The organism is Enterobacter cloacae complex sp. FDA-CDC-AR_0132, assembly GCF_003010695.1.
Taxonomy (GTDB): Bacteria; Pseudomonadota; Gammaproteobacteria; order Enterobacterales; family Enterobacteriaceae; genus Enterobacter; species Enterobacter ludwigii.
The window spans coordinates 1,421,011-1,438,723 of record NZ_CP027618.1; the positions used below are offsets into that span (position 1 = coordinate 1,421,011).

The window sequence follows — 17,713 nt, forward strand, 5'->3', positions numbered from 1 at the left end:
GTTTACGCTTTATCACTCGACGAGGGGGATGATTCGGAAACAGGCGCGGCGGGCTTAACGTCAGCCGCTTTTACCACCGGTGCTTCCGGCTGCGTCTGTTTTTTCGGTTCAGATTCCTGCGGCGTTTGTTCAGGCGCGGTAGCCTGATGCTCCGCGCTGGCAGGCGTAACGCCCTCGCGCTGCGCTTCGCTGTCCTTCACCACCGGGTTGTGGATGGTGTTGGCTTCATCGCTCGCCTTTTCAGGATCGTTGACGCTGTAGGAGCGCTTCATGGATTCTGCCGCTTCACGCAGTTCATCCATTGAGGCTTTCAGTTCAGGCGTCAGGTTATCCATGCTCGCCTTTTCCACCTTTTTCAGGCTTTCCTGAAACTCCTGCAGCTTAAGTTCCTGCGCCAGCTCATTTTGTACGGTCGAAGCCAGCGATCTCAGCGCGCGTACCCAGCCCACAACGGTTTTCACCGCCACCGGCAGACGCTGGGGTCCTAACACTATCAGGCCAATCACAAAGACCAGCAGCAGCTCACTAAAACCAATGTCGAACACGAATTACACCTGCTCTTTATCGTGGCGTTTAGCGTCTTCTTTTTTCGCCTCTTCCTGCTTGTCGGAGATGGATTTAGCAGTAAAGTCAGCATCCTGGCTGGTTTTATCCTGCTTGCTCTCATCATCGCTCATCGCTTTCTTGAAGCCTTTGATAGACGCGCCCAGATCGGAGCCGATAGAACCGAGCTTTTTCGTGCCAAACAGCAGCACGACGATGACGGCAATGATCAACAATTGCCAGATACTGATACCACCCATACATGTACCTCAGGGATAGATGATTAATGAGTCAGGTCGCATTATACGTAGGCGACCCGTCGATAGCGACGCAAAATCAGCGCGTTTTTCTCCAGCCGGCGAGCCAGACCACAACACCGCCAGCCATCAGCCAGGCGGGCATCATCTGCCAGTCAGGGCGAGTGATCAGCAACAGCGTACCACTCAGCAGCAGCGTTGCTCCAATGCCAAAGAGATAGCGCGACTGCCCCTGTCGAACACGGCTGGACTGAAGCTCGCGGGCGATTTTATCCATGCTGTGCTGAAGGTTCTTGCTCTGACGCAAACTGTCGTAAATCAGTTCAGGAATATCAGGCATTTTTTCTATCCAGAACGGGCCTTTCTCTTTAATAGAGCGCACCAGCGCCGGAATGCCCACCTGATCCTTAATCCAGGATTCAAGGAAAGGTTTCGCAGTCTTCCATAAGTCTAACTGAGGATAGAGCTGTCGACCTACACCTTCAACGTAAAGTAATGTTTTCTGAAGTAAAACTAACTGTGGCTGCACTTCCATGTTGAAGCGGCGTGCCGTGTTAAACAGGTTCAGCAATACGTGTCCGAAGGAAATTTCTGCCAGCGGCTTTTCAAAAATCGGCTCGCAGACGGTACGGATAGCAAACTCAAATTCTTCGACGTTGGTGTCCGGCGGAACCCAGCCAGAATCAACGTGCAGCTCGGCCACCTTGCGGTAATCACGGTTAAAGAAGGCAATAAAGTTCTCAGCGAGATAGCGCTTATCTTCTTTGTTCAGCGAGCCCACAATACCGCAGTCAATACCGATATATTTCGGGTCTTCCGGGTGCTCATAACTGACGAAGATATTCCCCGGGTGCATGTCCGCGTGGAAAAAGCTGTCGCGGAATACCTGGGTAAAGAAGACCTGTACACCACGCTCGGCCAGCAGCTTCATGTTGGTTCCCTGCTTTTCCAGGGCTGCCACATCCGAGACCGGAATACCGTAAATCCGCTCCATTACCATCATGTTCTGGCTGCAGTAGTCCGAATACACTTCCGGCACATAGAGCATCGGGCTGTTTTCAAAGTTCCGGCGCAGCTGGATGGCATTTGCCGATTCACGCAGCAGGTTTAATTCATCAATCAGCGTTTTTTCATACTCCCGTACAACTTCCATTGGGCGCAGACGGCGTCCGTCGGGGAGCAGGCGCGGAACCCAGCGTGCAAGCCGATAGATAAGCTTCATGTCCGCTCGGATTACCGGCAGGATGTCCGGGCGGATCACTTTGATAACCACCTCTTTGCCGTTCTCTTTCAGACGTGCTGTATGCACCTGGGCGATAGAGGCTGAAGCAAGAGGTTCTATTTCGAAATCGTCAAACCAGGTCTCGACAGGAATATTGCCCATCGCCTCTTCGATCTGTTTTTTCGCTCTCACACCGTCAAACGGTGCAACGCGGTCCTGCAGCAGTGCCAGTTCATCGGCAATCTGCGGCGGGAAAAGATCGCGGCGAGTCGAGAGCATTTGCCCGAACTTAATCCATACCGGGCCCAGCTCCTGGAGCGCCAGGCGAAGACGTTCACCCAGCGGCTGATCTTTATGGCGATTAGGCATCCAGAACAACATCCGCCGCCAGATGCGAAGCAGCAGCGTGATACGCATTTTGGGGATAAGCTCGTCGAGCCCGTAACTCAAAAAGGTGTGGACGATAAAATAGAGGCGCCGAATTTCACCAGGCGTCATTTGCCCTCCAGTTTTTCCAGCCGTTTGGTTAAGGCATCCACCGCGCGTTCAACCGCTGCGGTCTCTTCCGCAAACCATGCAACTTCAAGCGCGCCAGGGGCCATACGCCACTCTTCAGTCAGCACTTCCGCCGCATAGCGTTGCTGCCGTTGCAGACTCTTGCGAAGAAAAGACGTACCGCCATGAATGGCTTTACCGATCCCTTCGGCAGCAATGTCGCCAATGAAAGGCGCAAGCAGCTCTGCCGGGTCAAACTCGGCCAGATCGCTGAGCGCAACGAAATTCTGTACGACCTGAATGTCGCCTTCCACTTCCAGCTCACCGCTGCGGATAAGCGCCGTAAGCTGCTGACGGTCACGTAATTTTGGCAGCACGCTCATGTGCGTAATCACGGAGCAGTCGGCTTCACCTTCCCACTCACCCAGAACGTCAAGCTGGCGTTCACTGAAAACCAGCACAAGCGGCGTCGAGAACTCTTTCAGAACAACACGCAGCACCTTGCCGTTAAGCCGCTGACGTGCGGCTTTTAGCGCCGGTGCGCGGTAAAGAAAGGCATTCAGGACATTCTCGATGCCTGCGGTGACTAAGGGTTTAAAGGGCACGGGAAACCTCCACTCAGAACTTATAACCGCGATGCAGCGCGACGACACCTGCCGTCATGTTGAAATACTCAACGTTCTCGAATTCCGCATCCTGCATCATGGCCTTTAAGGTGTCCTGATCCGGGTGCATACGGATAGATTCCGCCAGGTACCGGTAGCTTTCCGCGTCGTTTGCCACCAGCTCACCAATGCGCGGCAGCACATGGAATGAGTAAGCGTCGTAAGCTTTGCTTAACGGCTCAAGAATCGGTTTGGAGAATTCGAGCACCAGCAGGCGTCCACCCGGCTTTAGCACGCGGTACATGGAGCGCAGCGCTTTTTCTTTATCGGTGACGTTACGCAGGCCGAAGGAGATAGTGATGCAGTCAAAGGTATTATCCGGGAAAGGCAGCGCTTCGGCGTTCGCCTGCACATACTCGACATTACCTACCACGCCGATGTTACGCAGCTTCTCACGTCCCATTTTGAGCATTGAGTCGTTAATATCTGCCAGAACAACGTGACCGGTTTCGCCCACCAGACGGGAGAATTTTGCTGTCAAATCGCCTGTACCGCCGGCTAAATCCAGTACCGTTTGTCCACGACGCACACCGCTACAGTCGATGGTGAAGCGCTTCCACAAGCGATGAATGCCGAACGACATCAAGTCATTCATCACATCGTACTTCGCCGCCACGGAATGAAATACGTGGGCCACCATATCAGCTTTCTGCGCTTTGGCGACAGTCTGAAAGCCAAAGTGCGTCGTGTCTTGTGAATCGTCAACCATCTCAGAGCCTGCTTATCAGTAAAATGTTCGTGAAGTGTAACAGATTGGGCGCGTTTGCCCTACGTTTCAACCTTCGCGAAAGAAACGTGCCGGACGCTCGTCTGACGTTAAATCTGTCGCTAACGTATTGTCTTCACTGCTTGTCTTTTGTTCGCCAGCGCCTTCGCGCAGGCGAAACTCTTCATCCTGGGCGGTGGCCTGCTCAACTAATTCCGGATTAATCTCGCGCTTCACCTCCACACCCAGGGAACGAAACGCTTCGGCCTGCGCCAGTAAGTTGCCACGCCCGGAAGAGAGTTTTTTCATCGCCTGGCGATAGTTATCCTGGGCGCGGTCAAGGCTTTGCCCAACCGAGGACATATCATCCACAAAGAGGCGCATTTTGTCGTAAAGCTTGCTGGCGCGATCGGCAATCTGCTGCGCATTGCGGCTCTGATGTTCATAGCGCCACAGGTTGGCAATGGTGCGCAATGCCACCAGCAGCGTGGTGGGGCTCACCAGCATAATGTTATTTTTTAGGGCTTCGGTAATCAGTTCAGGCTGTCTGTCGAGCGCCAGCAAGAACGCGGGTTCAACCGGAATAAACATCAGGACGTAATCCAGCGAGCGCAGGCCGGGTAACTGCTGGTAGTCTTTTCTGCCCAGCAGACGAATGTGGTTACGCACGGAGGCGATGTGCTCCTGCAACGCCGACTCGCGAGTGTAGTCATCTTCCGCATTGAAATAGCGCTCATAAGCCACCAGCGTCATTTTGGCGTCTATCACCACATCTTTGCCCTGCGGCAGCCGCACAATCACATCAGGCTGCATACGCGAGCGGGCATCGTTCTCGATACTCACCTGCGTTTCGTATTCATACCCTTCCCGCAGGCCAGAGGCCTCCAGCACGCGGGTCAGCACCACTTCTCCCCAGTTGCCCTGGGTTTTGTTATCGCCCTTCAGCGCACGGGTCAGGTTGACCGCTTCCTGCGCCATTTGCGCATTCAGCTGCTGAAGATTACGAATTTCATGCGCCAGCGTGTGCCGCTCGCGAGCCTCCTGCCCAAAGCTGTCCTGTACCTGACGACGAAAGCCGTCCAGCTGTTCACGCAGGGGCGTTAGCAGGCTATTCAGGCTTTGGCGGTTTTGTTCGTCTACGCGGCGGTTGCTGTGTTCAAAAATGCGGTTCGCGAGGTTCTCGAACTGCTCGCTGAGGCGTTGCTCGCTGTTCATCATCTGGCGGATTTTATCTTCCGCATGCAGCTGGGTGGATTCGAGGCGGGTAGTCACTTCGCGGAGATCGGCCTCCAGCGAGGTGTTGATATCGCGAAGATTGCGCAGCTCGTTGTTGAGCAGTTCACATTCGTCACGCCAGTGTTCGCTCAGCGCAACCTGCTGTTTTGCCGCGCTTAAATCGGCGACTATCTCTTCGCGCTCGGCCAGCTGATCGGCCTTTTGTTGCGCGTGCTGGTAGCTGGAAATCAGCCAGCCTGCCCCCACGCCCACCAGCGCAATCACTGCATAAATCAGGATTGAGATATCCACAATGCCCCCTGCATCAACGTATTACCTGCACAAAATAGAATTGTGCTGTATAAACGTCCAGTTTGAAAGGATTTTCCTGCGAGGCGCTACGCAAAAAAAAGGCCGAACGGGTCGGCCTTTTTTCGTATAAGAAGGGATTAGATCAGGCGACGCGCTGCTTCAACCACGATTTTCACCGCATGACTTTCGGTCTGCTTCATGGTTTCCGCGTTCGGGATCTCCTGCTGGGTACGGTTGACGATAACGCCCGCCACCATACCGGCACGCAGACCCTGGCTTGCGCACATGGTCAGCAAGGTTGCAGATTCCATTTCGTAGTTCATTACGCCCATAGACTGCCACTCTTCCATAGAACCTTTGAAACGGCTTACCACGCGGCCGGAGAAGGTGTCATAACGCTCCTGGCCTGGGTAGAAGGTATCAGAAGAGGCGGTCACGCCTACGTGGGTGGTTGCGCCAACGGATTTCGCGGCTTCAACCAGTGCAGTGGTGCATTCGAAATCCGCCACCGCCGGGAATTCCATAGGGGCAAAGTGCAGACTCGCGCCGTCCAGACGCACGGAAGCGGTTGTCACCAGCACGTCGCCAACGTTGATATGCGGCTGAATGGCACCGGTAGTCCCGATACGCAGGAAAGTACGAATGCCCAGCTGCGCCAGCTCTTCAACAGCAATTGAGGTGGACGGGCCACCGATACCGGTAGAACAGACGATCACCGCTTTGCCATCCAGCTCAGCGCGCCAGGTGGTGAATTCACGATGGGCAGCAAGCTTAACCGGCTTATCCATCAGCGCGGCGATCTTTTCCACACGCTCAGGATCGCCCGGGACGATAGCCAGCGTAGCCCCTTGTAAATCGTTTTTAGTGAGGCCGAGATGAAAAACATCAGACTTAGACATAGGTGACTCCTCTGTGGGTCGGTTAGTCAGAAGAAGTAAAAAGGTACTTTACAGAAGCAGTAAGCAGAATTACGTGACACATCTCACCATGAATGAAAATGATTGCAGTAAATTTCCATGAAATAGTGATTCACATCACATTAACAAGTTATATCGTCAGGTGCTGCACAAAAGATAGACCGTTTAAGGCACTGTGAATTGTTAACCTGGTGACTATATTTACCTTTGCGCTAACTCATTGGTACGGAGAATGCCATGACTGAAAAAACCGGTTTTGCACCTGCAGCGGCCCCTCATACATCAACCATCGTCTCAACACCTGAAGAGGCCATTACGGCAGGTGAGACCTCCATCCCCTCGCAGGGGGAGAATATGCCTGCTTACCACGCGCGGCCAAAATCGGCCGACGGCCCGCTGCCCATCGTGATTGTGGTTCAGGAAATTTTCGGCGTTCACGAACATATTCGCGACCTTTGCCGCCGTCTGGCGCTGGAAGGTTATCTGGCCGTTGCGCCAGAGCTCTATTTCCGTCAGGGCGATCCGAACGACTACAGTGATATACCGACACTGTTCAGCAACCTGGTCAGCAAAGTGCCGGATGCACAGGTACTGGCCGATCTGGACCACGTGGCCAGCTGGGCTGCGCGCAATGGCGGCGACGCACATCGTCTGATGGTGACGGGTTTCTGCTGGGGAGGACGTATCAGCTGGCTGTATGCCGCACATAATCCGCAGCTTAAAGCCGCCGTTGCCTGGTACGGCAAACTGGTGGGGGAGAAAACGCTGAACTCGCCGAAGCATCCCGTTGATATCGCCACCGAGTTAAATGCCCCAGTCTTAGGGCTTTATGGCGGCCAGGACACCGGGATCCCGCTTGATACGGTAGAGACCATGCGCCATGCGCTCCGCGCAGCCAATGCAAAAGCTGAAATCATCGTTTACCCGGATGCCGGCCACGCCTTTAATGCCGACTATCGTCCGAGCTATCACGCGGAATCAGCTAAAGATGGCTGGCAGCGGATGCTGGCATGGTTCAGCCAGTACGGCGGGAAAAAAGCGTAAAACAAAAGCCCGGTCGCGGCTACGCCTTGCCGGGCTTCGGATTTATCAGGCCTGACGCAAATTCTGCGCCGCCCTGACCATGTTCGCGAGTGCCGCACGGGTCTCCGGCCAGCCGCGGGTTTTCAGTCCGCAGTCCGGGTTGACCCACAGGCGCTCAGCCGGGATCCGCTGGGCGGCTTTTTTCAGCAGGCTCTCAATCCACTCCACGCTCGGTACGTTCGGGGAGTGGATGTCGTAGACACCCGGCCCAATTTCGTTTGGATACTCGAACGCTTCGAAGGACTCCAGCAGTTCCATGTCTGAACGCGACGTTTCGATGGTGATCACGTCGGCATCCAGCGCGGCAATCGAATCCATAATGTCGTTAAATTCGCAGTAACACATGTGGGTGTGGATCTGCGTGTCGTCTTTCGCGACCGCGGCGTTGAGGCGGAAAGCCTCCACACCCCACTTCAGATAAGCATCCCAGTCACTGCGACGCAGCGGCAAACCTTCGCGTAGCGCCGGTTCATCAATCTGGATGATGCCAATACCCGCCGCTTCCAGATCGGCCACTTCATCACGCAGCGCGAGCGCAATCTGTTTGGCGATGGTTTCACGGGTCACATCTTCACGCGGGAAGGACCAGCAGAGGATCGTCACCGGGCCGGTCAGCATCCCTTTCACCGGTTTGTCGGTCAGGGACTGGGCGAATTTTGCCCACTCTACGGTGATTGCTTGCGGGCGGCTGACGTCACCAATCACCACCGGTGGCTTCACACAGCGGGAACCATAGCTCTGCACCCAACCGTTCTGCGTAAAGACGAAACCGTCCAGATGTTCGCCGAAGTATTCCACCATGTCGTTACGCTCGGCTTCACCGTGCACCAGCACGTCCAGACCTAAACGTTCCTGCTCAACAATCGCCTGTCTGATGTGCTCAGCGATGCCGGTGCGGTAGTGATTCGCATCAAGGTTGCCTTTTTTGAAATCCAGACGCAGGCCGCGGATCTCCGTCGTCTGCGGGAAGGAGCCGATGGTGGTGGTTGGCCACGCTGGCAGGTTGAAACGGGCACGCTGGGCTTCGGCACGCACTTCATAGGGGCTCTGACGCTGGCTGTCCTGCGCGGTAATGGTCGCCAGACGTTTTTCGACCGCCGGGTTGTGGACGCGCGCCGAATGACGACGCGCCTGAATGGGGGCGCTCCAGTCGGTAATGGCCGTGGTGTCACCGCTATTTAACGCATCACGCAGCAGCGCCAGCTCTTCACATTTTTGCAGCGCAAAGGCAAACCAGCTCTTCACCTCGGGATCCAGACGGGTTTCCACACTCAAATCGATTGGGCTGTGCAGCAGAGAGCAGGAGGAGGCCACCCACAGCTCACGTTTGCCGACGAGATCTTTAATCTGTGCATATTTCTCGCTCAGATCGGCGCGCCAGACGTTACGGCCATTCACCAGTCCGGCCGAGAGCAGCCACTCTTCGGGCAGACGTTTGTGCAGTTCGGCCACGTCATCTTTGCCGTGGACCAGGTCAACATGAAGACCCTGAACCGGCAGCGCAGTAATGGTACTCAGGTTCGGCGTCACGCCTTCAAAATAGGTGGTCAGCAATAGCTTCACCTGACCAGTAAGGGCATCGTAAGCGGGTTTAAACGCTTTCAGCCACGCCTGCGGCAGCTCCAGCACCAGCGCAGGCTCATCGATTTGCACCCACTGAATTCCGCGTTTACCCAGTTCAATCAGCACCTGTTTGTAGACCGGCAGAATATCGTTCAGCAGGCTGAGACGGTCAAACTGCTCGCCTTTCACTTTACCCAGCCACAAATACGTTACCGGCCCCAGCAGTACCGGTTTCACCTGGTGGCCCAGCGCCAGCGCTTCATCGACTTCGTCGAGCAACTGGGTCCAGCTCAGTTTGAACTGCTGGCCTTTCACAAATTCCGGCACCATATAGTGATAGTTGGTGTTGAACCACTTGGTCATTTCCGCCGCTGCCGCAGGCTCTCCCGTTGGCGCACGACCACGGCCAATGCGGAACAGGGTGTCGATATCTACCGATCCATCTTTGTTCTGATGACGAGCCGGCACGTTGCCAAGCAGCAGGCTGGTGGTCAGAACATGGTCGTACCAGGCGAAATCGCCCACGGGCAGCAGGTCAATGCCCGCCTGCTTTTGCTGTTCCCAGTGGCGCGCACGCAGTTCGCGGCCCACTGCCAGCAATTCTTCACGGCCAGAGGTACCTGCCCAGTAACTTTCCTGCGCTTTTTTCAGCTCGCGGCGAAGGCCAACGCGAGGGAAACCGAGAGTGTGATTGCGAATTGTCATGGTGTGTCCCCTGTGAATTTTTCGTATTTAGCCATCCAGATGTTTACACATCCATAATTGGCAGTTACTGTATATTCCTCAAGCGCAAAATGTTCATGGCGAAGTGAAGGACTTTCATGATCGAGATTAAACACCTGAAAACGCTACAAGCGTTGCGAAATTGCGGTTCTCTCGCGGCGGCGGCAGCCACGCTGCACCAGACCCAGTCCGCCCTTTCTCACCAGTTCAGCGATCTGGAACAACGCCTCGGCTTTCGTCTTTTTGTGCGTAAGAGCCAGCCGCTACGCTTTACGCCTCAGGGCGAGATCCTGCTGCAGCTGGCTAATCAGGTGCTGCCGCAAATAGCCAGCGCGCTGCAGTCCTGTAACGAGCCGCAACAAACCAGACTGCGTATCGCCATTGAGTGTCACAGCTGTATTCAATGGCTGACACCCGCGCTTGAGAACTTCCGCCAGAGGTGGCCGCAGGTGGAGATGGATTTCAAATCCGGCGTGACGTTCGACCCGCAGCCGTCGCTCCAGCAGGGCGAACTGGATCTGGTGATGACCTCAGACATTCTGCCCCGCAGCGGCCTGCACTATTCGCCAATGTTTGATTATGAGGTACGTCTGGTGCTGGCTCCGGATCATCCGCTGGCCAGTAAAACGCGTATCACCCCGGAAGATTTAGCCAGTGAAACGCTGCTGATTTACCCGGTACAGCGCAGTCGGCTGGATATCTGGCGTCACTTCCTGCAGCCGGCCGGCATTAGCCCGCAGCTCAAAAGCGTGGATAACACCCTGCTGTTGATTCAGATGGTTGCCGCCAGAATGGGCATCGCGGCGCTGCCACACTGGGTTGTGGAGAGTTTTGAACGCCAGGGTCTGGTTGTCACTAAAACCCTGGGTGAGGGACTATGGAGCCGGCTGTACGCCGCCGTGCGCGATGGCGAGCAGCGTCAGCCGATTACGGAAGCGTTTATTCGCTCTGCGCGGAACCACGCGTGCGATCATCTTCCGTTTGTGCGGAGCGCGGAGCGACCCAACGGCGATGGACCCACAGCGAAGCCAGAATCACTGCTCCCCCAATAAGGAAGCTCGGCCAGTGAGGCTGCTGCTGCCAGATGGCAAGGTTCACCAGCAGCCCTGCAGGCACATGCACGTTGTTCATGATCCCCAGCGTACCGGCGTCTACCTGCGTAGCGCCGTAGTTCCACATGAAGTACCCCAGCCCCGATGCCACCACGCCCAGCCAGACCAGAACGCCCCACTGCAGGCTTGTCGTCGGGAGCTTTTGCGGGTTGCCGAGCATAAACCATGCCGCCACCGCGACGATAGCTGCCCCCATATAGAACCAGGCGAACGCGTTATGCTGTGGCATCGGACGGGTTTCCATCAGGCGCTTGTACCCGACCATACCGATGGCAAAGCTGAGGTTCGCCAGCTGCACGAACATCAGCCCGGTCCAGAAGTGGTCGCTCACTTTGTCGTAGCGAATAATCGCCGCCCCGATCACCGCCAGCGCCGCGCTCAACAGATATCCCCAGCGCAAACGACGTTTGCTGAGTAGATCGTAAATCAGCGTGATATAGAGCGGCGTAAGCACGGTGAAAAGCAGAAATTCAGAGACAGACAGGTAGACGTAAGCCCGGAAGCTGAACAGGTACATGATGCCGAGCTGCATCGCCCCCACCAGCATGTACAGCAAAATGGTCTTCAGCGATTGCCCGCGTGTACGCAGGAAGGGCAGGAATACCAGCGCCGCCAGCCCCACGCGCATCAGCACCGAGAAGTAGCTGTCGACGTGCCCGGCGAGGTACTCGCCAATCAGGCTAAAAGAGAAGGCCCACAGGATAGTGGTAATAATGAGTAGCGCCACAATGCTTGTCTCTCAGAAAGAAGGACAGGCATTGTAGCGAACTCTTTAGTTGACAACTGAGCAATAAACAATCAAATGAAGATTATTCAAGGAACAGTTTGCGCAGGTATTTTGGTACCGCGTTGTCAGCGTTAGACCCAATCACTTCCAGTTCCGGGTGCAGGTCTTTCAGACGCTGGTGTGCATTCTGCATAATGCAGCCTTTGCCCGCCATAGAGAGCATCTCGGCGTCGTTCATGCCATCACCGAAGGCGATACAGTCTTTCAGTTCGAAGCCAAGACGTTTCGCCACGGCTTCCAGCGCGTGCCCTTTGGAAACACCCCCGGCCATAACTTCCAGACAGGTCAGGGTCGAGAAACTCACGTTGACGCGGTCACCCCAACGCGCATTAATCGCCTGTTCCAGCGGTAACAACGCTTCGTGGCTTTCGCAGGTAAAGAACACCTTGCTGATCCCTTCCGGCTCCAGCAGGCCTGGCTCGTACAGGGAATAGTTAAATACCGCTTCCTTGAAGAAACGCATTTCATCCGGGCGATGGCGATTCATGAACCAGTCGTCATCGCGATAAACGTTAGTGATAATGTCCGGGTTGTTATGCACTACGCCGAACAGATCGGCGGCAATGTCGCGATCCAGGTTATGCGTAAAGATCAGGTTGCCATCGGTATCGTGCACGCGCGCACCGTTGGAGGTGATCATGTACGATTTGATCTCAAGATTATCGCGGATCTGCCCCACGTCCACGTGGTGGCGGCCGGTGGCAAACACGAAGTTCACTCCGCGGGCGGTCAGAAGCTTTAAGGTCTCTTTCGCGTAAGGCGACAGGGTATGGTCGGGCGAAAGCAGCGTGCCATCTAAATCAGATGCAACAACCTGGTACATAGGGATTTCAACCTCTGGTGGTAAAACAACAATCAATTATGCCTGTCGAAAAATTCAACAATGGCGTTGAGCGCGACTGAGCGCATAGCGTCCTTTTCAAAAAGGATCTCATGGTACGCGCCGTTGATGACCAGCGGTTTACCCCCTTCGCAAGGGTGACCGGCCGCAGCGCGGAGTTCACAAAAGCGGTCATGCATGCGGTTATCCACCACACGCTCTTCTTCAGCCTGAATCAGAAGTGTCGGCGTATCATCTTTACCAACACCAGCAAGCACCTGTTCACCGGCAAGGATCCCTTCCCGCACCCAGTGATATGTCGGGCCACCGACGCGCAGGCGCGGTTCATCGGCATAAAAACGCAGGTTACGGCGATAACGCTGCCGGCTATGGGTCAATACGTTGAGGGCAAACGGCAGCGCGCGCCAGCGCCCTGTCCCGATGGCATACCCTTCACGAATGCGCTGATGGCCCTCAGCCCAGTCGAGAATATGGCGCACCATCCAGTCCGGAAAACGCATGACGATGCCATACATCGGCGCGGTGAGCGCAATGGCATCACACTGGTGGTCATAGCGCTGTAAAAACAGCGTCGAAATCGCCCCACCCATGGAGTGCGCCAGAATATAGCGCTTACGCCACGGGCCCGGCTGAACTTCCTGCTGCCAGAAGGCGGCAAGATCGTCGACGTAATCGCTGAAGTTATCCACATGACCGCGATGCGTGTCCGACAATAAGCGGCCAGAAAGCCCCTGCCCGCGATGGTCGATAATCAACACATCGAAGCCCAGATGGAACAGGTCATAGGCCAGTTCAGCGTATTTGATGTAGCTCTCAATACGTCCCGGACAGACCACGATCACCCGATCGTTTTTCTCATCATGGAAACGCACAAAGCGTACCGGAACATCGCCAACACCCGTAAACTCATCTTCCTCACGCTGACGCCAGAAATCGGTCAGCGGCCCCATAGAGAAAGCAGCAAATGCGTTTTCTCGTGTTTCCCAGTCCTTTTTCTGCTGAAACATCGGGTTTCCACCCCCGTAAGCCAAGGAATATCGTTTTTTCGTCACCGGTCACAAAATGACGTAACAATAGCGTATTGTGGCATAAAAACAGACAATTCGGGAGTTTCAAATGACCTTCGAGTGGTGGTTCGCTTATCTGCTGACATCCATCATCCTTAGCCTTTCCCCAGGTTCAGGCGCCATTAACACCATGACCACCTCCATCAACCACGGCTATCGCGGTGCCGCGGCGTCCATTGCCGGTTTGCAGACCGGTCTGGGCATTCATATCGTGCTGGTGGGCATTGGTCTGGGTACGCTGTTCTCCCGCTCGGTACTGGCCTTTGACGTGCTGAAATGGGCCGGTGCCGCGTACCTGATTTGGCTTGGTATTCAGCAGTGGCGTGCGGCAGGCTCAATTGATCTTAATACGCTCGCCCAGACGCAAACACGCGGGCGCCTGTTTAAACGCGCGGTGTTTGTGAACCTGACCAACCCGAAAAGTATTGTTTTCCTCGCCGCGCTGTTCCCGCAGTTTATCGTCCCGCATCAGCCACAGGTCATGCAGTACGTGGTGCTGGGTGCGACCACCATTGTTGTCGATATCATCGTGATGATTGGTTACGCGACGCTGGCGCAGCGGATTGCGGTGTGGATTAAAGGGCCTAAGCAGATGAAGGCCCTGAACAAAGTCTTTGGTTCGCTGTTTATGCTGGTAGGCGCGCTGCTTGCGTCAGCGCGTCATGCTTAGCGAGAAATAATGAGATGAATGCCAAAGCCGGCGAACAACGCGCCGGCGAAGCCGTCAATCCACTTCGCAATACGCTGGTAACCGCGGCGCATCGCCGGTAAGGCAAACAGGCTGGCAACCACGGTAAACCACGCAAAAGTTTCCACCACGATCAGCAGGAAAATGCCCCAACGCGCACCCGCCCCCACGTTGTCACCCACAAACAGGGAGAACACGGAGCCGAAATAGATAATCGCTTTTGGGTTCGCCAGGTTGGTGAGCAGCCCTTTAATAAAACTCCGGCCGCCCGTTGCCAGCTCAACTTTCGGCTCTTCCGGCTTTTTCTCTTCTTTCTTCAACGCCCCACGCAGCATCTGGTAGCCCATCCAGCAAAGGTAAAGCCCCCCGCCAACCATGATGATGTTGTGCAACCAGGCCATCTTCGCCAGAATCAGGTTCAGACCAAGCAGCGCCACGGCCGCCCAGACCATAACGCCCATGGTGATACCCAGCACCCCCATCATCGCTTCTTTGCGGGAGCGGCTGACGGCGGTTTGCGACACGAAGAAAAAGTCAGGGCCCGGGCTCATGAGCGCAACGATGTGCACTAACGCCACGGTAAGAAATAGCATTAACATAATTAACTCGCAGGGAAATAATTAAGTGAGTCACCATCCTGACATTTTTTAGGCTGGCTGACTACTCCTCATCGTCACCGTCGACATGAGCGCGGATAAGCGCCATAAACTCTTTGCCAAAGCGCTCCAGCTTGCGCGTGCCAACACCGTTGACGCTGAGCATTTCGCTGGCGCTGAGCGGCGTCTGCTCTGCCATCTCGATAAGCGTCGCATCGTTGAAGACCACGTAGGGCGGAATGTTCTCTTCATCAGCAATGGCTTTACGCAGCTTGCGCAGTTTGGCAAACAGCTTGCGGTCGTAATTGCCGCCGTACGATTTTTGCATCACCCGCGGCTTCAGGGCGACAACGCGCGGAACCGCGAGCTTCAGTTCGATATCCCCGCGCAGCACCGGACGTGCCGCTTCGGTAAGCTGAAGCGCGGAGTGTTGGGCAATGTTTTGCGTGGCAAAGCCCAGGTGAATCAGCTGACGGATGATGCTCACCCAGTGCTCGTGACTCTGGTCTTTGCCGATACCGTAGACGGGCAGTTTATCGTGTCCCATGTCGCGGATACGCTGGTTATTCGCCCCACGCAACACTTCCACCACGTAGCCCATGCCGAAGCGCTGGTTCACACGATAGATGGTCGAGAGCGCTTTGCGCGCATCCATCAGGCCATCGTATTGCTTTGGTGGGTCAAGACAGATATCGCAGTTGCCGCACGGCTCCTGACGCCCCTCGCCAAAGTAGTTGAGCAGCACCAGACGGCGGCAGGTTTGCGCTTCGGCAAACGCGCCCATCGCGTTGAGCTTGTGACGTTCGATATCCTGCAGTTGGCCCTGCGGTTTCTCTTCCAGACAACGGCGCAGCCACGCCATGTCGGCCGGATCGTAAAACAGCATGGCTTCTGCAGGCAGCCCATCACGCCCGGCGCGGCCAGTTTCCTGGTAGTACGATTCGATATTGCGCGGAATGTCGAAGTGTACGACGAAGCGCACGTTCGGCTTGTTGATCCCCATTCCGAACGCCACCGTCGCCACCACAATCTGCAGGTCATCGCGCTGGAATTTCTCCTGCACATCGGCGCGAACCGCGTTTTCCAGCCCGGCATGGTAGGCGGCGGCGCTAAAACCACGGTTCTGCAGGCGCGCGGCCGTGTCTTCCACCTTCGCGCGGCTGTTGCAGTAGATGATGCCGGACTTCCCGCGCTGCTCCTGCACGTAGCGCAGAAGCTGATCCAGCGGCTTGAATTTTTCCATCAGCATGTAGCGGATGTTCGGGCGGTCGAAGCTGCTGACCTGAATCAGCGGATCGTTCAGCCCCAGCAGCCGGACGATATCCTGACGCGTGGTGTCATCTGCCGTCGCGGTGAGTGCCATAAACGGCAGTTCGGGAAAACGCTGACGGAGCTGGCCGAGCGCCGCATATTCCGGGCGGAAATCATGTCCCCACTGGGAGATACAGTGGGCTTCATCCACCGCCAGCAGGACCGGATTCCAGTGCGACAGATGATCGAGGAAGTTATCCAGCATCAGACGTTCCGGCGCGATATACAGCAGGCGAACCTGCCCGGTACGGCAACCGGCCATGACCTCTTGCTGCTGCTCGCGGGTCTGGCTGGAGTTAAGACAGGCCGCCGCCACGCCGTTGGCAAGGAGCTGATCGACCTGATCTTTCATCAGGGAAATAAGAGGCGATACCACGACCGTCAGGCCGTTGAGCACCAGCGCGGGCACCTGATAGCAGAGGGATTTACCGCCGCCGGTAGGCATGACCACCAGACAATCGCGGCCTTCCAGCACGGTTTCAATGATGGTTTCCTGGCCAGGGCGGAACTGCTGGTAGCCAAAGGTTTCATGCAAAACCTGTTTAGCCAGCGATTCCTGATTCAATACTTCCGCCTGCGCCACGTTAACCCCATTTGCCAGAAATAAAACAGGCGCTATTTTCAGCGCCTGAGAGAGAAACTTCAACGTTTAACGAAAAAACATTCGAGCTGCCTAGAAAATATCGTTCAGCATCACGCCCACACCTACACGGGTCTGGTTGAAGTTGTAATCGATAAGCGACTCGCCGTAACCGCTGTAAACCTGAGTATAGAGGCGAACGTGCTTGCTCACCGGATAACTGAGGCCCAGTTCCGCGCCACCGTAACCGGTGTTCCAGTTGTACTGGCCTTTGGCGCTCAGCACCGCGTCACCCAACTGATAGCCGATTTTGAGCTGATAGTAACCCATATATTTGGTGATATCCGGGTTGTCGTCGGTATCGCCCACCACAAACCACGGCTTCACTTCCGCCATCCAGTTGCCGTTTTGCGCCATCAGTCGCGTATAGGCACGGTTCCAGCTGCGCGAGGTAGGGTCGGAGCGTCCGTTTGAATCGTGGTTAAAGCCCACCTCGATGTCACGCAGCGTCCAGCCCGCGAATTCATAATCGGTCGCAAAACCGAGGAACAGCTGCGGCTCATAGTTGGTTTCACGGAACGGTGAAGATTCGCCACTGTTGGAAAGCTGCCACCAGGATTTCTGCGTGTAAGAGGCGCCGAGCACCGAATTCGGTCCCAGAATGCCGCGCCAGAACGGGAACGCGAGACTTAACTGGAACTTCACTTCGTCTTTACGCGCATTATCGGACCAGTTATAGGAGCTTATCGCCTCTTTGTTGAGATCGCTGGTCTGCGTGTATATCACGTAGTTGGTGTCATACGGATACAGCGTGAACGGATTATCATGTTCCTGAAGAAGGTTCGCGATAATGCTGCCCTGCACGGCAGGTTGATCGTGAACTTCTTTAATCGTCGCTTCCTGGGCATATGCTGTGAGGGGCAGCGCAACCGCCGCCAGTAACCAGGCCAGATACGTCCGCATCGGTGGTGTTCTCCTGCAAAGAGTTAATTAGTTGAATTGTTATGTGGCGGATATTCTACATACTTCT

General features: G+C 55.5%; 17 protein-coding genes. 3 read left to right on the forward strand and 14 right to left on the reverse strand.

The annotated features are described in order from the left end of the window. Window positions 1-2: 2 nt before the first annotated feature. The 7 genes from tatB to udp all read right to left on the reverse strand — a co-directional run bounded on the left by tatB (window position 3) and on the right by udp (window position 6,314). A complete protein-coding gene (gene tatB / locus AM379_RS06950; protein ID WP_032679208.1) occupies window positions 3-545 on the reverse strand; it encodes a Sec-independent protein translocase protein TatB in 543 nt (180 codons plus the stop codon). A 3-nt stretch (window positions 546-548) separates the two neighbouring features. Beyond that, entirely contained in the window at window positions 549-803 is a 255-nt protein-coding gene (tatA, locus tag AM379_RS06955; RefSeq protein WP_020882874.1) for a Sec-independent protein translocase subunit TatA, read from the reverse strand. Between the two features lie 76 nt (window positions 804-879). Further along, window positions 880-2,520 (reverse strand): ubiquinone biosynthesis regulatory protein kinase UbiB, encoded by a 1,641-nt coding sequence (gene ubiB / locus AM379_RS06960; protein WP_014172113.1) that lies wholly within the window; start codon window positions 2,518-2,520, stop codon window positions 880-882. Next, the gene (gene ubiJ, locus AM379_RS06965; protein WP_025202788.1) at window positions 2,517-3,122 is read right to left on the reverse strand and encodes a ubiquinone biosynthesis protein UbiJ; all 606 of its coding nucleotides are present in this window, start codon (window positions 3,120-3,122) and stop codon (window positions 2,517-2,519) included. Before ubiJ ends, ubiB begins: the two co-directional genes overlap by 4 nt. Window positions 3,123-3,135: 13 nt before the next feature. Then, entirely contained in the window at window positions 3,136-3,891 is a 756-nt protein-coding gene (ubiE, locus tag AM379_RS06970; protein ID WP_032679209.1) for a bifunctional demethylmenaquinone methyltransferase/2-methoxy-6-polyprenyl-1,4-benzoquinol methylase UbiE, read from the reverse strand. A gap of 66 nt (window positions 3,892-3,957) precedes the next feature. After that, window positions 3,958-5,415, reverse strand: a complete 1,458-nt coding sequence (gene rmuC / locus AM379_RS06975) for a DNA recombination protein RmuC (protein ID WP_032679210.1) — start codon at window positions 5,413-5,415, stop codon at window positions 3,958-3,960. Between the two features lie 137 nt (window positions 5,416-5,552). Next, on the reverse strand, window positions 5,553-6,314 hold the full coding sequence (gene udp, locus AM379_RS06980; RefSeq protein WP_003860792.1) for a uridine phosphorylase: 762 nt from the start codon (window positions 6,312-6,314) through the stop codon (window positions 5,553-5,555). A gap of 255 nt (window positions 6,315-6,569) precedes the next feature. On the opposite strand from udp, the gene AM379_RS06985 reads away from it, so the two are divergent. After that, window positions 6,570-7,376, forward strand: a complete 807-nt coding sequence (locus AM379_RS06985) for a dienelactone hydrolase family protein (protein WP_032679211.1) — start codon at window positions 6,570-6,572, stop codon at window positions 7,374-7,376. 45 nt (window positions 7,377-7,421) lie between these two features. On the opposite strand, the gene metE is transcribed toward AM379_RS06985, so the two are convergent. Beyond that, a complete protein-coding gene (metE, locus tag AM379_RS06990) occupies window positions 7,422-9,683 on the reverse strand; it encodes a 5-methyltetrahydropteroyltriglutamate--homocysteine S-methyltransferase (protein WP_032679212.1) in 2,262 nt (753 codons plus the stop codon). Between the two features lie 116 nt (window positions 9,684-9,799). Between metE and metR the strand changes: the two genes are divergently transcribed. Then, window positions 9,800-10,753 (forward strand): HTH-type transcriptional regulator MetR, encoded by a 954-nt coding sequence (metR, locus tag AM379_RS06995; protein WP_014172120.1) that lies wholly within the window; start codon window positions 9,800-9,802, stop codon window positions 10,751-10,753. On the opposite strand, the gene AM379_RS07000 is transcribed toward metR, so the two are convergent. From AM379_RS07000 to pldB, 3 genes are all read right to left on the reverse strand, one after another. Further along, window positions 10,641-11,540: a carboxylate/amino acid/amine transporter gene (locus AM379_RS07000; protein WP_025202785.1), complete on the reverse strand. Its 900-nt coding sequence runs from the start codon at window positions 11,538-11,540 to the stop codon at window positions 10,641-10,643. The two genes, metR and AM379_RS07000, sit on opposite strands and share 113 nt — an antisense overlap. A gap of 82 nt (window positions 11,541-11,622) precedes the next feature. After that, window positions 11,623-12,423 carry a sugar/pyridoxal phosphate phosphatase YigL gene (gene yigL / locus AM379_RS07005; RefSeq protein WP_020882878.1) on the reverse strand — a complete coding sequence of 267 codons (801 nt, stop codon included), beginning with the start codon at window positions 12,421-12,423 and terminating at the stop codon, window positions 11,623-11,625. Window positions 12,424-12,455: 32 nt separating this feature from the next. Then, the gene (pldB, locus tag AM379_RS07010; RefSeq protein ID WP_020882879.1) at window positions 12,456-13,448 is read right to left on the reverse strand and encodes a lysophospholipase L2; all 993 of its coding nucleotides are present in this window, start codon (window positions 13,446-13,448) and stop codon (window positions 12,456-12,458) included. A 109-nt stretch (window positions 13,449-13,557) separates the two neighbouring features. Between pldB and rhtB the strand changes: the two genes are divergently transcribed. Then, on the forward strand, window positions 13,558-14,178 hold the full coding sequence (gene rhtB, locus AM379_RS07015) for a homoserine/homoserine lactone efflux protein (protein ID WP_032679213.1): 621 nt from the start codon (window positions 13,558-13,560) through the stop codon (window positions 14,176-14,178). Here rhtB and rhtC read toward each other — a convergent pair. The 3 genes from rhtC to pldA all read right to left on the reverse strand — a co-directional run bounded on the left by rhtC (window position 14,175) and on the right by pldA (window position 17,646). Beyond that, on the reverse strand, window positions 14,175-14,795 hold the full coding sequence (gene rhtC, locus AM379_RS07020) for a threonine export protein RhtC (protein ID WP_014172126.1): 621 nt from the start codon (window positions 14,793-14,795) through the stop codon (window positions 14,175-14,177). The genes rhtB and rhtC overlap by 4 nt on opposite strands. 61 nt (window positions 14,796-14,856) lie before the next feature. Then, window positions 14,857-16,686 carry an ATP-dependent DNA helicase RecQ gene (gene recQ / locus AM379_RS07025; protein WP_025202782.1) on the reverse strand — a complete coding sequence of 610 codons (1,830 nt, stop codon included), beginning with the start codon at window positions 16,684-16,686 and terminating at the stop codon, window positions 14,857-14,859. A gap of 90 nt (window positions 16,687-16,776) precedes the next feature. After that, the gene (gene pldA, locus AM379_RS07030) at window positions 16,777-17,646 is read right to left on the reverse strand and encodes a phospholipase A (protein WP_020882880.1); all 870 of its coding nucleotides are present in this window, start codon (window positions 17,644-17,646) and stop codon (window positions 16,777-16,779) included. Window positions 17,647-17,713 lie beyond the last annotated feature (67 nt).